Origin of the sequence: Endozoicomonas sp. 8E, assembly GCF_032883915.1 — a bacterium.
Classification (GTDB): Bacteria; Pseudomonadota; Gammaproteobacteria; order Pseudomonadales; family Endozoicomonadaceae; genus Endozoicomonas_A.
This window is the reverse complement of the sequence record NZ_CP120717.1, coordinates 4,459,329-4,475,153: the sequence shown is the minus strand read 5'-3', so window position 1 is coordinate 4,475,153 and position 15,825 is coordinate 4,459,329. Positions and strand designations below refer to the sequence as shown.

14 protein-coding genes are annotated in these 15,825 nt (G+C 39.4%); all 14 read left to right on the top strand.

Features of this window, described 5'->3' with window-relative positions; genetic code table 11:
* The first annotated feature begins 60 nt into the window (after nucleotides 1-60).
* The 14 genes from P6910_RS14700 to P6910_RS14635 all read left to right on the top strand — a co-directional run bounded on the left by P6910_RS14700 (nucleotide 61) and on the right by P6910_RS14635 (nucleotide 15,711).
* Complete coding sequence (locus P6910_RS14700; RefSeq protein ID WP_317142033.1) at nucleotides 61-1,488, top strand: mannose-1-phosphate guanylyltransferase/mannose-6-phosphate isomerase; 1,428 nt, start codon at nucleotides 61-63, stop codon at nucleotides 1,486-1,488.
* 182 nt (nucleotides 1,489-1,670) lie between these two features.
* Nucleotides 1,671-2,444 carry a glucose-1-phosphate cytidylyltransferase gene (rfbF, locus tag P6910_RS14695; RefSeq protein ID WP_317142032.1) on the top strand — a complete coding sequence of 258 codons (774 nt, stop codon included), beginning with the start codon at nucleotides 1,671-1,673 and terminating at the stop codon, nucleotides 2,442-2,444.
* Nucleotides 2,435-3,514: a CDP-glucose 4,6-dehydratase gene (gene rfbG / locus P6910_RS14690; protein ID WP_317142031.1), complete on the top strand. Its 1,080-nt coding sequence runs from the start codon at nucleotides 2,435-2,437 to the stop codon at nucleotides 3,512-3,514. The genes rfbF and rfbG overlap by 10 nt, the downstream gene beginning before the upstream one ends.
* 22 nt (nucleotides 3,515-3,536) lie before the next feature.
* Nucleotides 3,537-4,754: a DegT/DnrJ/EryC1/StrS family aminotransferase gene (locus P6910_RS14685; RefSeq protein ID WP_317142030.1), complete on the top strand. Its 1,218-nt coding sequence runs from the start codon at nucleotides 3,537-3,539 to the stop codon at nucleotides 4,752-4,754.
* A gap of 61 nt (nucleotides 4,755-4,815) precedes the next feature.
* Nucleotides 4,816-5,691 (top strand): NAD(P)-dependent oxidoreductase, encoded by an 876-nt coding sequence (locus P6910_RS14680; RefSeq protein WP_317142029.1) that lies wholly within the window; start codon nucleotides 4,816-4,818, stop codon nucleotides 5,689-5,691.
* Between the two features lie 19 nt (nucleotides 5,692-5,710).
* Nucleotides 5,711-7,114, top strand: a complete 1,404-nt coding sequence (locus tag P6910_RS14675; protein WP_317142028.1) for a hypothetical protein — start codon at nucleotides 5,711-5,713, stop codon at nucleotides 7,112-7,114.
* Nucleotides 7,104-8,219 (top strand): glycosyltransferase family 4 protein, encoded by a 1,116-nt coding sequence (locus P6910_RS14670; protein ID WP_317142027.1) that lies wholly within the window; start codon nucleotides 7,104-7,106, stop codon nucleotides 8,217-8,219. Before P6910_RS14675 ends, P6910_RS14670 begins: the two co-directional genes overlap by 11 nt.
* A 304-nt stretch (nucleotides 8,220-8,523) precedes the next feature.
* Nucleotides 8,524-9,753, top strand: a complete 1,230-nt coding sequence (locus P6910_RS14665; protein WP_317142026.1) for an O-antigen ligase family protein — start codon at nucleotides 8,524-8,526, stop codon at nucleotides 9,751-9,753.
* On the top strand, nucleotides 9,750-10,835 hold the full coding sequence (locus P6910_RS14660) for a glycosyltransferase family 4 protein (protein WP_317142025.1): 1,086 nt from the start codon (nucleotides 9,750-9,752) through the stop codon (nucleotides 10,833-10,835). Before P6910_RS14665 ends, P6910_RS14660 begins: the two co-directional genes overlap by 4 nt.
* A 5-nt stretch (nucleotides 10,836-10,840) precedes the next feature.
* Entirely contained in the window at nucleotides 10,841-11,491 is a 651-nt protein-coding gene (locus P6910_RS14655; RefSeq protein WP_317142024.1) for a hypothetical protein, read from the top strand.
* Nucleotide 11,492: 1 nt separating this feature from the next.
* The gene (locus P6910_RS14650) at nucleotides 11,493-12,674 is read left to right on the top strand and encodes a hypothetical protein (RefSeq protein ID WP_317142023.1); all 1,182 of its coding nucleotides are present in this window, start codon (nucleotides 11,493-11,495) and stop codon (nucleotides 12,672-12,674) included.
* A 4-nt stretch (nucleotides 12,675-12,678) separates the two neighbouring features.
* Nucleotides 12,679-13,866 (top strand): glycosyltransferase family 4 protein, encoded by a 1,188-nt coding sequence (locus tag P6910_RS14645; protein ID WP_317142022.1) that lies wholly within the window; start codon nucleotides 12,679-12,681, stop codon nucleotides 13,864-13,866.
* Nucleotides 13,867-13,987: 121 nt separating this feature from the next.
* A complete protein-coding gene (locus tag P6910_RS14640; RefSeq protein ID WP_317142021.1) occupies nucleotides 13,988-15,061 on the top strand; it encodes a nucleotidyltransferase family protein in 1,074 nt (357 codons plus the stop codon).
* 2 nt (nucleotides 15,062-15,063) lie between these two features.
* Nucleotides 15,064-15,711 carry a sugar transferase gene (locus P6910_RS14635; protein WP_317142020.1) on the top strand — a complete coding sequence of 216 codons (648 nt, stop codon included), beginning with the start codon at nucleotides 15,064-15,066 and terminating at the stop codon, nucleotides 15,709-15,711.
* The last annotated feature ends 114 nt before the right edge of the window (nucleotides 15,712-15,825 follow it).

The following is a 15,825-nucleotide window of genomic DNA, read 5'->3' as shown; positions in this document are numbered from 1 at the left end:
CATGAGTTCAAGCCCTAAAAACAGTTCTACCAAACAACCCACAACTGCAAAAACATCAATATGAATTTAATACCCGTAATCATGTCCGGAGGCTCCGGCAGCAGACTTTGGCCCCAGTCCCGCTCTTTATATCCAAAGCAGTTTTTGCCGCTGGTAAACGAACAGACAATGCTGCAAAACACCCTTTCCCGGTTGGATGGGCTGGACTCTGTTTCCGATCCAATGGTCATTGCAAATGAAGAGCACCGTTTCCTGGTGGCTGAGCAAATTCGGCAGATAGGGCGAAAAGCTTCAGCCATCATTCTTGAACCTGTTGGTAAAAATACTGCACCTGCGGTTGCTCTGGCAGCAATGAAAGCCAAAGCTGTTTCCGAGGAAAATGAGCCACTGTTATTAGTGTTGGCTGCGGATCATGTGATTAAGGATGTACCTGCTTTTCATCATGCTATTGAAGCGGCGTTACCTGCGGCCAGTGACGGCGATCTGGTGACTTTTGGAGTTGTGCCTACACATCCGGAAACCAGCTATGGCTATATCAAGGCCAGTGAAGAATTAATAGGTAACAGTGAACAGGTTGCCCTGGTAGAAAGTTTTGTCGAGAAGCCTGAACTGGAAACAGCTCAGGGCTATCTTGCTGACGGCGACTATTACTGGAACTCCGGTATGTTCCTATTTAAGGCTACCCGCTATCTGGAAGAGCTGAACAAGTTTCGCCCCGATATATTACAAGCCTGTGAAAAGGCCATGGCAATTGAAAGTACTGATCTTGATTTCGTTCGACTCGATGAAGCGGCATTTCAAGCCTGCCCCGAGGAATCCATCGATTATGCGGTAATGGAAAAAACCACCGATGCGGTAGTGGTGTCACTGGATGCGGGCTGGTCCGATGTCGGCTCCTGGTCATCATTGGCGGATATCTGTAAAAAGGATGAATCTGGGAACTCTGTTCAGGGTGATGTGTTGCTACAGGATACCCGCAACACTTACGTTCGCAGTGAGAAAAAACTGATTGTTACACTGGGTGTTAATGACCTGGTCATCACCGAAAGCGACGATGCCATCCTGGTGGCCCATAAGAGCCGGGTGCAGGATGTTAAAAAAATTGTTGATCGGTTGAAAGCAGAAAAAAGGCCAGAGGTAAAACTGCACCGTAAAGTTTACCGGCCTTGGGGGGCGTACGACTCCATTGATATGGGCGACCGCTTTCAGGTTAAGAGGATTACCGTGAAGCCGGGTGCACAGTTATCCTTGCAGAAGCACCATCACCGGGCAGAACATTGGATTGTGGTTAAAGGTACAGCGCTGGTGACCAATGGAGACCAGGAGACACTACTTACCGAAAACCAATCAACCTTTATCCCTATCGGGGCTATTCATCGGCTGAAAAATCCCGGTAAGTTTGACCTTGAGCTGATAGAAGTTCAAAGCGGGTCTTATCTTGGGGAAGATGATATTGTTCGATTTGAAGATACTTATGGCAGAGTATGAAGTCATTATGTCAGACTCTGCTCTATTTTTTCTGACCGTTTAAATCGAATGATCAGTAGCGCTCTCTTCAAACATTTCTTCGAAAATATCAATAATCAAAATTGATATTTTAAATTGCATTTCATACCAAATTCAGTTCTGTACATGGTATGAAAATCAACTCATTTACAAGTAAATAATGTATGAAAGCCGTAATCTTAGCAGGGGGTCTGGGCACCCGTATCAGTGAAGAAACCGAAACCAAGCCAAAACCAATGGTTGAAATCGGTGGCAAACCTATCCTCTGGCATATTATGAAAATCTATTCCACCCATGGGATAAACGATTTTATTATTTGTTGTGGCTACAAAGGCTATGTAATCAAGGAATACTTTGCCAACTATTTTCTGCATATGTCTGATGTTACTTTTGATATGAGCGACAACCAGATGCATGTACACCACCGAAAAGCGGAGCCATGGAAGGTGACCCTGGTAGATACTGGTGACGCCTCCATGACTGGAGGTCGTTTGAAGCGGGTTAAAGATTACGTGGAGAATGAAGAGGCATTCTGTTTTACCTACGGTGACGGTGTCGGAGATGTTGATATCACCGCAACCATCAAGCACCACAAAAAACAGAATACCCTGGCAACACTTACCGCAACTTATCCACCCGGTCGTTTTGGTGCCTTAACCACCGATAAGCATAAAGTCATGTCGTTCGACGAAAAGCCAAAAGGCGATGGAGGCATGATTAATGGTGGATTTTTCGTGCTATCTCCCAAAGTGATTGACTACATTGATAATGATCAAACTACATGGGAACAGGAACCATTAATGAAATTGGCAGAGGATGGGGAACTCTCTTCCTATGAACACCACGGTTTTTGGCAACCAATGGATACCCTTCGGGATAAAGTGCACTTGGAAAAACTCTGGCAGTCAGGAAAAGCACCTTGGAAAACATGGCACTAAACAAGAGCTTCTGGCAGGGAAAAAAAGTATTCCTGACAGGCCACACAGGCTTCAAAGGCAGCTGGCTATCTCTCTGGTTGCAGGATCTCGGCGCAGAAGTAACTGGGTACTCACTTCCTGCACCAACAAAACCATCTCTTTTTACCCTGGCTAACGTGTCACAGAATATGGGGCACGTTATCGGAGATATCCGAGATGGGAGTAATCTTAAGCAAGCAATGAAAGAAGCAAGACCAGAAATTGTCTTACATCTGGCGGCTCAACCACTGGTAAGGTACTCATATCGTGAACCTGTAGAAACTTATCAAACCAATGTGATGGGAACATTGCATTTGCTGGAAGCTATTCGCAGTACCGACACAGTTCGCTCCTGTGTTTTGATCACAACCGACAAGTGCTACGAAAACAGGGAATGGGACTGGGGCTATCGGGAAATCGACCCAATGGGTGGCTTTGACCCGTACAGCAGCAGCAAAGGCTGTATGGAGCTATTGACAGCTTCTTACCGAAACTCCTATTTCCTACCGCAGAAGTACGACGAGCACAAAACGGCCATTGCGACAGCCCGAGCCGGAAATGTAATAGGTGGTGGGGACTGGGCTGAAGACCGTTTAATTCCAGATATGATCAACGCGTTTATCAACGAGCAACTGGCTGTTATCCGTAACCCCAATGCAATCCGCCCTTGGCAGCATGTTCTGGAACCGCTTGCCGGCTATCTGGAACTGGCTCAAAAACTGTGTGAGCACGGTCCGGAATTTGCCGAAGCCTGGAATTTCGGCCCTGAGCTGCACGATGCCAAACCTGTCAGCTGGGTAGCCAAAGAAATCAGCAGTCTGTGGAGCGAGCAGGCCCAATGGCAAACAGACGGTAATGAGCACCCCCACGAAGCCCATTATCTGAAATTGGACTGCTCAAAAGCCTATGCCCGGTTAAACTGGCGACCACGTTGGTCACTCAAACAGGCGCTGGCAAACATTACCGAATGGCATAAAGCCCATGAAAGTGGCGCGGATATGCATGCGCTGACCCTTCAGCAAATTCATCAATATCAATCAGCAAGCGTATAACCGCTATTTATCGAGTATCACGATGACAGAACTGAAACGTGAAGATTACCTCTATGTGCCATACGGCTGCACCGTTCACGGTGAAGAAGAAATCAAGGCCGTTGATAAAGTGTTGCGTACATCAACACAAATGGGCCCCCACGTCCGCGAGTTTGAAGCAAAGGTAGCTGCAACCTTTGATAAACCTCACGGCATTATGGTGAATTCAGGCTCTTCTGCACTTTATCTTGCTGTAGAAGTGTTGGATCTGCCCCAAGGTAGCGAGGTTATTACTCCGGCACTGACTTTTTCCACCACAGTGGGCTGCCTTGTTAGAAACGGTTTGATCCCGGCCTTTGTCGATGTAGAAGAAGGCACCTACTGCATTGATCCAGCGAAAATCGAAGCCATGATCACTGAAAAAACCAGCGCAGTTTGTATCCCGAACCTGATCGGGAATATCTGCGACTGGGATCGTATTGTTGAAATTTGTTGCAAGCACAATTTGAAAATCATTGAAGATAGCGCAGACACTCTGGGTGGCACCCTTTCAGGTCAATCCAGTGGCCACTACTCCGATATCAGTATTACCAGTTTCTATGGTTCTCATGTAATTAATGGTGCAGGTAATGGCGGTATGTTGTGTGTAAAGGATGATGCCATGGCAGCCAGAGCTCGGTTGCTACGTTCATGGGGGCGAAGTTCTTCATTGTTTGTAGAAAGTGAAGCCATTGAAAACCGCTTTAACGTTGAAGTGGATGGTATTCCTTACGATGCTAAATTCGTTTTTGAAGCCATTGGTTACCAGCTGGAGCCTTCTGAAATTAGTGCCGCTTTTGCTCTGGTGCAATTTGCCAAGCTTGAACAAAATATTAAGGCTCGTGAAGCGTATTTCAATAAGCAATACGAATTCTTCAGCCAGTATCAGGACTGGTTTATTTTGCCAAATCAGACCAACGAATCCCGCACGGGCTGGTTGGCCTTCCCGTTGACTATTCGGGATGATGCACCATTCACTCGTCGTGAGATGCAAATCTTCCTCGAAGAACGCAATATTCAGACCCGTGTTGTCTTTACTGGGAATATCACTCGGCAGCCTGGTTTTAAAGATATTGAAATGAAAAAAGCCACTGAAGGTTACCCTGTTGCGGACCACGTTATGCGCGGTGGAGTTTTACTGGCCTGCCATCATGGTTTAACTGATGAAATGCTGGCTCATGTTCACGGCAGTTTCACCACATTCGCTAAACAGTATAAATAAAACTTTGTAAGAGGAGGGGTTCCACCCTCCTCAGCGCTCACAATTTGGAAAGTAGAATATAATGAATATTTTGGTAACTGGTGCTACTGGCTACCTAGGAAGAGCCTTAATAGAAAAATTAGTCAAGGGTAATAATAATATTACAGCCTTAGTTAGAAAAAGCAGCAACATAAGACTGTTGGAAAGTTACATGCCAGCGAACAGATTTTACCATATAGAAAATTCCTTAGATTGTATATTTGATGAGATTGATATTGATTTAATCATCAATTGCATTGTTTGCTACCAAAGAGCGAATGAAAGTGTTAAAGAGGTAATTGATTCAAATGTTTTAATCCCCGTGCAACTAATGGAATTGGCTGCAAAAAAAAAGAAATGTACTTTTTTAAATATAGGGACATCGCTACCTAGGGGAGTAGCAAGTTATTCTCTGAGTAAAAGCCAGTTAGTTGAATGGGGTCGGTTTTATTCAACCAACAATGGAATGCAGTTTATCAATATCAATGCTGAGTACTTCTTTGATGCAAATGAACCTGATAATCGATTTGTCAAGATGATTGCAACAAAGTTGGTAAGGAATGTACCCTATATAGAATTAACTGCAGGCGAACAGAAAAGAGATTTTATTTACTTATCTGAACTGTTATCAGCATTAAATAAGATAATTGACAAGATGTCACTACTAGATAGATACGAAAGCATCGACATAGGTACAGGGAAAGCAATAAAAATAAAAGATTTTGTAGAAAAGATGAAAGAAATTTCAGGGAGTACTACAGAATTGAAATTTGGAGTTATATCCACCCGAGCGAATGAGCCCAATATTTGTCAGGCAGATATTACAAAGTTACATGAGCTGGGTTGGGAACCATTATTATCTATTGAAAAAAGTTTGAATAAACTCATTGATGATATTAGGAATAAAAAAGCAAATTGATTTTAGATAGGGTGTGTTTGTGTTCTCTAACACGTTTGGATTAGTTTTTTATCAGCTGATAAATTTATATATAACATATGTTTTAGCATTAAATTTAAGTGTTAGTGATTTTGGTGAATATCAATTCTATTTGAGTATCTCTTTCTTTTTGGTGATGATTTTAAAGGCGGGAATAGATGAAGGATTAGTTTATCTTATGCCAAGATCAAATCAATCAAAAGAGAATAATAAGGCAATAATATCATCACTGTATCTATTTTACTTTTTTGTTTTTATTTCGATATTTTTAACGAGTTTCATATGGAAAAGTTTGTTTAATAAAATTTACCCTGAGGTAGACTACTATAGAGTATATTTCATAACCGCATCGTTTTTCCTTCTGACTTTTGCCAGTGCTACTCTAAGGGTAATTGGTGCTAATACAGAAAGAGTATTTGGATTATATGTTTTAGCGCCTTTAATAATGTGTTTTTTAATCGCGATGCTACATGTAGATGTAAATAACGTGTTAGATTTTCGAATAATCAGTTTTTTGGTTTCAGGGTTGGTTTTAATATTACTCTTATATAGAAAAAACATTTTCACTCTCAGCCTTATGAATAAAGGTGATGCTGGGAGCCTATTAAAAATATCTTTATCGATTTTTGTGTTACAGTTTTTTCTATCAGGTGTTGAGCAAAACTATATAGCAATTGCATTACTGAAAAAGTATGCGTCATCAGATGAATTAGGGTTGTATAGTTTTGCGATACGTTATGCTGCTCTACTAGCGATGGTGGTCATTGCTTTCAATGGCTTTCTGGTACCAGTTCTGGTTCGTGTAGGTGAATCAAATTGTAAATTAAAGCTTAGGGAAGTTTATGTAAGTACAACGAGAGTTACATCAACCTTAAATCTTATTTCTTTCCTTTTCTTATATGGATTCAGTCAATATTTAATCACCTGGATAGATCCTAAATATATGGCATCCCTGAGTTTTGTAAAAATTTTACTATTTGCAAACTTCAGTACGTTATTGTTTGGGCTTAACATACCTATAGTTAACTCATTTGATAAAAAATGGGAGTTTAAAAATATTTTTTGTACATGCATATTTATGTTGCTTAGTTCAATGCTACTTTTAAAATTCTACGGAGCGCTGGGAATCGCAGTCTCTGCACTTTTAGCTCAATTTTTAATGAACTTTGCAAGATCTATGCGTGTTCACTTAATACTTGGTTTAGAAAAAAAACATCATATGATAGTGGTGAAAAGCTTTGCGATAGCTGTCAGCTACGCAATGCTAATCGAGCTTATAATTGAATATGGAAGCAAAAACCTGTATATAGCCAGTATCTTACTACTCCTTTTTAGCTTTGTGTTAATACTGTACAAAATGATGAAAGAAATCATGGAGCTCAGAAGCATATCAAATGAAAACTAAAATACTTTTTATTTCTACTCTATATTCACCTTTTCAGATTGATGTTGTTAATTCATTCGAGCAAGAACCTGGGCAGTTTGAGTATCACATCGCTTTCACTTTAAATGCAGCAAGTCACAGAGGGGCACATTGGCGTTCGCATGCTGCCGGTGAGTCACAATTTATACATACCATTGATAAAGATAATGGAGAAGAGTATAAGTACGAGTGGGTGATTAATCTGATTCAAAAAATAAAACCTACGCATATTATACTTGGACAATGGAAGAGAAAGTTATGGTATAAATTATCTGATTATGCTTTTCAAAACAATATAATATATGGCTACTGGATGGAGCCACCAAATTTTTTATTGCCTAAGGCAATTCAATTGATCTTAAAATATTACTCAGCTTACAGGATTCGCAATGCGGATTTTTTCTTAACTATTGGGGATCGTTGTGAAGCTAATTATCAGAAAATTGCATCAAAGAAAACAAAAGTCTTACATCTTAGTTATGGACAGGATTTGTCCCGTTTCCTAGAAGTTGACACAAATAATAAAGATAATAGTAAAGTAAAGTTTCTGTTCTCAGGACAGTTGATTAAAAGGCATAATATCCCCTGGATTTGTAAAGCCATATTTGAACTTGATAAAGCTCACCATAATGAATTTGAGGTTATAATTGCGGCAAAAGGTCCACATGAAAAGTACATCACCCAGTTATTTAAAGAGAAGCCAAAGCTTCATAAAATAATAAGTTATGATCGAGATTATAAGAATTGGGAAGATAGAATAAGACCTTTTGCTAATGCTGATGTTCTTATCTATCCAACAAGCCATTCCGGCTGGGGCTTGGTTATTCCTGAAGCGATGGCTGCTGGAGTGGTTGTACTCTCAACAAATCGGGCTGAAGCCGCTCGGTATTTTTTACGTCATAATATCAATGGAAAGGTATTAAATATGAGTTATGAAAGTTTGTATGAAAACATGAGGTACTGCATCATTAATAAAGACAACCTCAAAAGAATGTCTTTTCAAGCTAGAAAGGACTCATCTTATGGTAGTAGCGAATATGTTAGTAAATTATTAAAGAGTATATTTTCAAAACAATTGGCGTATTAAAGAAAAAGTAGTATTGAAATAAATAATATGAAAATACCGTAAGTACTCAAAAGCCGGTACATGAGGAAAAGTTGCAATTTGATTAGGTAAGATCGTGACTACTACAGGTAAGAAATATTTCCTTCACACGTGCGCTTGTAGAATATGTAATGGAGATTATTAAAAAATATTACACAATGAAATATTCAGGTGTCAGAGTTTTTAGGTTCTATTGTATTTCTGTAATTTATAAGTTGATTTCCATTGCCTTAGTTTTTCTTTCGTATTGCAAAAAGATAAATTTCTATAATTGAGATTTTGATAAGTGCTTGATCTTTTTTATTCAAAGAATCGTGTTTTTTATTTTTCTTTCCTTCTTTTATTAGTGAGTTCTCTATCATGGTATAAAACGTCTTCAGCAATAGAATACTATAATATTCATGCTTTTATTAGAGTGATAGCTATACTACTCGTCTTCTTTCTGTCGATTGCCATTTTTCTATTAAATGATATGAAGGTGTCTTTTTTTTCAAAAAAACTGCAGTTGGGTTTTTTTTGTTATGCTATCAGTTCCTGTTTAGCAAGCGCATTATATTTATCGCCTATAGGTGTTTGGAAAGGCTTTGAACTTTTGGTAGTTTTTATTTGGTCGGTCACTGTGCTAGGTACACATAAATATAATGACTTGCAGTTGCAAAATGCATTTAAAGTAACTGCTTGTTTTTTGGGGGTTATCTTGGTATATGTGTTTATAGGTTCTTTGCTGTCTACTGATTATATATATTCGCTAAATATATTTGGCTATCAGATTTTAAAGTCATCATTCCCAAGTATTAACCCTAATGCACTTGGATTTTATAGTTTATATTTTTGTGTTTTGTTACTCTTGTTTGATTTCCATCTTGAAAAAAAAATAGTTTTTATTACGCTCATAGCTTTTGGGTTGTGGTTTTTTTTGAACGAGAACTCGAGAAGTTCATATGTTGCGGCGTTGGTTGGGCTTTCTTTAATGGCGTATTTTCAAGCCAAAAAAAAAATTTACGGCCTGCACGTCCTGTTCCTATTTTTTTTGTTTATGTCTATATATTACATTAGTGAAAATGTCGAGTATTTTTTAGGTTATATATTGCGCAAAGGGCAAAGCTTAGAAAATCTGATGAGTGGCTCTGGTCGATTAGAGTTAGCACGTAATGTGATGCCATTTATTCATGATTTTGAACCTTTTGGTAGGGGGATAGGGTTTACTAGAGAATTGTATGAAAGTGGTGTAATGCGTAATGCATCTTCGCATAATAGTATTTTAGATATTTTAGTTTCTGGAGGTGTAGGAGGAGGGGTTTTTGTATTTTGTTTTGTTTGTTTTTATATGCAGTCCTTTTTTTACTTAAATAAAAAACCGACTAAAAAAAATATAGTTTTGTTTGTGATGCTTTCTTCTTTTTTGATCAGAGGGTTAACTAGTTCTTCATTAGCATCATTTCAATTGGAAATTGTTCTGCTGTTTATAATAACAGGCGGAATTATAAATATGAAAAAATCTTATCCTGAATTATGAAAAAGATACTTATAGTCGGATCTCTTCCACCACCATATCATGGACAGTCGATATGCTTAGATTCAACATTAAAAGCCCTTTCAGATCAGCATTGTAAGACTGTAAATACTTCATTTAGAAATACTAGTGTTGTTAAATCTTGCCTTAATGCGGTTGAATATTTTCTAAAACTACCAATTGTTATCATTTTGTTCAAACCAGACATTGTATATTTTACATGTTCTCGAACAAAGATAGGTTTTTCTAGAGATTTATATCTTTTATTCTTATGTTTTTTTTCTAAAGCTAAAGTATATAATCATTTACATGGTTCTGATTTTAAGGAATTTTATAGGCCGCTTAATGCGTGCTTCAAATCCTTGTTAAGGGCTGCTTATTCTAGAGTAAATAAACATGCGGTCCTTGTTGATGAAATGAAAGAACAGCTCAATGATATTAAAGGCAACGCAACTGTCAGTGTTATCCATAATTTTTATAAAGACCACCCTTCTATTTTTGAAGCAAAAAGGGGTAAAGCTTCGAATAGCCTTAAGATTTTATACCTTTCAAGTATAGTTAAAAGTAAAGGTGTTTTTGAATTGATAGATGCGGTTAAATATTTGAATGATAAGGGTGCTAATTTAACCTTAACTATTGCGGGCGGGTTTCTAGGCGATCAAGAATACTCCGGTAAAGAAATAGAAGATAAATTAAGATCTGATATAAAAGGGTTTGATTATATTAATTATGTTGGAGTGGTAGGTAGTGAAGAAAAATACAATCTTTTATCACAAGCAGATGTTTTTTCACTACCTAGTTATTATCGGTCAGAGGCTGTTCCTTTATCAATTATTGAAGCAATGCGAATGGGATGTTTGATTTTGACAACAAAATATAAATACTTGCCATCTATAGTTAAGGATGGGGTTAATGGTTATTTAGTTGAAACTAGATCAGTTATTGGTATTGCCGAAAAGCTGGAGTTTATAATTAGTAATATGGATGTGTTAAATAATATTTCTTCATGTAATTCCTCTGAGGCTATCGATCGATATTCTGAAAAAAAATACCAAGCTAATGTTAGAAGTTTTTTAGGTGTTTAATTTAAATGATTTTAGTTTTCTCTGGTACTGATGGCGCAGGTAAGTCAACGCAAATTGAGCTGTTGAAAGATTATTATAAAGACAAAGAAAAACATGTTAAGTATCTTTGGGGTAGAGGTGGATATACTCCTTGTTTTAAAAGTGTTAAGAAATTAGCAAAAAGGTTGTTTTTTAAAAAAATATCAGAAGGAAAAAGCAAAGAAAGAGAAAGGATTATTCAGAGAAAAAGTGTTAGTAGTGTCTGGTTGTTTATTGCTATTACTGATTTATTAATGTTTTATGGGCTCTATGCAAGAATACACTCTTGGTTAGGTTATGTTGTTATATGTGACCGTTATTTAGAAGATAGCTGTCTTGATTTTAAACTCAACTTTGGTAGTCGGTTTAAAGAAAAAGGTTTTCTTTGGTGTATGGTAAAACTGTTAGCACCTAAACCTGATAAATCATTTCTGCTCTACGTTCCTGTTGAACTCAGTCTGGAGCGATCTAAATTTAAAAATGAACCATTCCCTGATTCACCAGAAACCCTTAAGTGGAGGCTAGAATATTACCTTAATGAGAAATATTTCCCCTCTGAGAAGTTTTGTAAAATTGAATGTCAGCATTCTGTTGAAGCCATACAAGCTCTAATCCTAAATCATATTGAGGCAGCTTAATATGCGGATACAGCTGCTTCGCCAGCGTGAAGATTTTGAGCAGGGTTTTATTCGGGCATTATCCCAGTTTCTTCAAGATTATTTGGGCTGGTCCGGGAAGATGAGTTGGGATAAAAACACAGCTGGTGCTGTGTTTGTTGCCAATGATTACCTGAACGTTATTTATCCGAACAACTTACCACGGGAACGCCTTTATAGCCTTACCCGTGAATTTTCTTATAACCCCATATGGTTTCGACGTAAATTACAACAAGCCTATATTTATGGTGCTGTCAGACGACCATTTGAAAGTTTCGCTACGTCTGCCCAGCTTATCATCGAAAATTGCCCTCCTGAGTTACATAACTGGGTGTTTATTCCTGGTAATCATAGTCACAGGGCTGTGGATGTAGCTAATGAGTGTTGTTTTGTTTTTTATAAACCCGGTTTTAATCCTTTATTCACAAGCACTGATGCAGAAATTCGACTGAACAATCGATGGCTTCCTTCGCCGACTGTCCTTGAGTTATCACCATCAAAATCCTGGTATATAGAGCAACGTATCAGGGCGCTGCCCCTAAACAGGCTAGGTGATAAGAACACTGTCGATGAAGCTTTAGCGATTGCTCATAAGGCCATGGCCAGACTCTATGATGAATCCTCAACCGTTTGCCTGCTTTCTGACTATCTGGTTGTTGTTGATCAGGCAATTAAAGATGTTTTCAATGCTGTAGAGCCTTCTTTGTCCAGGGAATTGATTATTCGGTTATCCAATTATATTAAAAATCTGCAATCTGCCCTTAGTGTGTACGCTGATCATAAGGTTGAATTAGCCTCCACTCATGGAGATTTTCAGCCAGCAAACTTGTTGTATGACCATGGCAAGTGCTGGATTATCGACTGGGAATACGCGGATAAACGTTGCCGTACTCACGATGCATTATGCTACGGACTAATGAGCAGATTCAGCACGGGTATTGCCCAACGATATCACCACCTGCTACACAATCCTGAATTATTGAAAGCGGTTGTTGGATGGTCCGGGATTGGTTCTGTGTACTCACACAAACTGCTCTTACCTTTATTCTTGCTGGAAGAATGTCTGGTAAAACTCAAAGAGGTTGCGTCTGAGTCTATTACTGACAAGGAAGTAACACTCAGACCATGGCTCTCAGATTTTCTATTAATCAGACAGTTTGTTTAAACCGATGAAGATCACCAAATTTCTATTATTGAACCAAATGGCGGGACCTTTATTCAGGGAGCTGGCGGAAGACCTTGCCGATGCGATGCCCGAAGGCTGTATTTTAAAAACGGGGCACCCTGATACCCTGCGCTTAGGCAGTCAGACTATAAAACTCAAGATAGACTCTGCTCCAGCATATAACAGGAAAAATAAAATTACCCGTGTTTTGAGCTGGCTTCATTATGCTGTTATCAGCTTGTGGTCGATGTTAAGAGCAGATAAAAATACAGCTTTATTAATTGTATCTAACCCACCACTGCTCGGCCCTCTAGCCTGGCTGGTAAACTGCATAAGAAATACGCCTTATGTTGTCCTGGTTTACGATATGCACCCTGATACTATGGTCAGCTTTGGTGTACTCAGTGAAGACTCGATAATTACCAGGCTATGGAGAAAAATTAACCGCACTGTTTGGGAAAAAGCCGCAGCGGTATATACCATAGGTCCGGTTATGGCGGAAAAGCTGGCATCGCAGTTTGACCCATTGTGTACGCCACTGGGTAAAGTTGGTATTGTGCCTCCCTGGGCTGATACCCAGCGAATTAAACCTGTCTCTAAATTGGTCAATCCTTTGGCTGAAGAATTTGGCCAAGCCGGTGTTATCACTGTTTTATATTCCGGCAATATGGGCATTAGCCATGATATCGATAGCATGCTTGAAGCAGTACGCCTGCTTCGCTCTCGTCAGGACATAAAGTTTCTTTTTATTGGAGAAGGCGCAAAGTGGCAGGATGCCTGTGATTTTCGTGACAAACATCGATTGAATAATCTGGATGTACTCCCTTTCCAACCCGAAGAAAAACTACCATACACCATGGCATTGGGTGATATAGCACTGGTTGCCTTGGATAAAGGTGCAGAGGGATTAATGGTTCCCAGCAAAATGTATTACTACCTGGCGGCTGGTTCAGCCGTGTTAGGGATTTGTCATGGCAGAAATGATGTTTCCGAAACATTAAATAAGGCTGATTGTGGGATTACTGTAACTCCCGGAATGCCTAATGAGCTTGTAAGAACTATCAGTTTGTTGGTCGATGATCCTGAAAAGTTGTGCCTGCTTCGTAAAAAAGCAAGAAGAGCAGCGGTTAATTCCTATTCAAGAGCTGTTTGCACCTATTTATTTATCAATTCACTTCCCTTAGAGAGATGAAAAACTTTGAAGTGATATTTGGATTATATTAATGATTGAATTCAAACTGACAGATTCTCAAAGATTTCTTTGCCTGTGCATTCGACACTGCAATTACTTGAATACTCAGGAAATCCGTTCCATGTATACCAAAATCGGGGATGAAAAGCTATTCAAGGAAGCATCATTGAATGGCGTTGTTCCAATTGTTGCTCATGCTCTGGATAAGGTTTTTTCTGGCAATATTCCAGAGCACTGGATGGCTGAATATAATAAGATTGGCCAGCGAATTGAATCTTATATGAATGAGCTGGATGAAGTATCCTCATTGCTTGCCAATAATGGTATACCGCTATTAGCCCTGAAAAATAGTGGTATCACTCGTGGCATGTACCCCTACTATGGTGCTTGTCCTATGGGTGATGTTGATGTTCTTGTGAGCAAAAAACTATTTAGAAAGGCCCACAAAGTTCTCACCAATGAGGGCTATAAATTAAAGTTTCGCTGTCCTTTTGAAGAAGATAGCCTAGAAGCAGCTGAGCATGGTGGTGGAGCAGAATATTCCGTAAACCTTCCAAATGGAGAGCACCTCTGGTTTGAACTTCAGTGGCGCCCTGTAGCAGGACGCTGGATTCAACCAGATCAGGAACCTGACGCTGATGATCTTATTCAGCGATCAATACCTATTGAAGGTTCTGATGTTAAACTCTTGTCACCAGAAGATAATTTATTGCAGGTTGCTCTCCATACTGCTAAACATACATTCGTGCGGGCTCCCGGTTTCCGCCTCCATACCGATGTAGATCGTATAGTTTCATCTCAAAAGGTCGACTGGTCTGCGTTTGTCAAACGTGTAATACAACTTAGAACAAAAACAGCCGTTTTTATGTCCTTGGCTATGGCTAAAAGTTTGCTCGGAACACCAATACCTGACAGCGTTTTAAAAGAACTTTCACCTGCTAAATGGAAAGTTAAGCTTATGGTTGCATGGTTACATAGGGTTGGTATCTTTGAACCCGATGCGCCTAAGTGGAGTAAACTGGGTTATATTATTTTTGTTAGTTTACTTTACGATTGTTTTTCTGATTTAGTGGCCGGTGTATTTCCTAAAGCTGAGCTAATGAAAGAGCAATATCATTTTAAAAGTAGTGGGCTCTTGCCCTATTACCACTGTAAGAGGCTGGCAAACCTTGTTCTGCGACGAGTAAATACTTAACCATGTTAAAGCGGATATTAGATATTTTTGGGGCCTGTGTTGCACTTGTTTTGTTTTTCCCAATCATGATTTTTGTTGCCTGGAAAGTCGCAAAACAGATGGGGAGGCCTGTTTTTTTCCGCCAAATACGCCCTGGTCAGGATGGCAAACCATTTAAAATGGTTAAATTCCGAACAATGCGGGATGCCAATGGCCCCGATGGTAAACCATTGCCTGATGCTGAACGAATTACACCTTTTGGTAGCTTTATGCGCCGTGCCAGTCTGGATGAGCTGCCGGAGTTCTGGAATGTACTGAAAGGGGATATGAGTCTTGTGGGGCCCCGACCTTTGTTAATGCAGTACCTACCTCTTTACTCCAAAGAGCAGTATCGTCGTCATGAGATAAAACCAGGCATTACCGGCTGGGCACAAATTAATGGTCGTAATGCCATCTCATGGGATGAAAAGTTCAAGCTGGATGTCTGGTATGTTGATAACCAGTCGCTCTGGCTAGATATCAAGATTCTTTTTTTAACGGTCAAGAAAGTGGTTTTGCGGGAAGGGATTAGTGCGGATGATCATGCGACTATGCCTTTTTTTGAGGGAAGCTCTTCGGGCGTTGTCCGTGATCCGCATTCCGTTATCCGAAATAAGACCGATGTTATTTAGTCTACGACTGAGAAAGATGTTACTGACTGCTCGTTGGCTGCTTCTCGTAAAAATGAAAAGGTTAACGATTTAAAAGTTAATACTTGTAAGAATAAAGTTGATCTTTAACTTTCC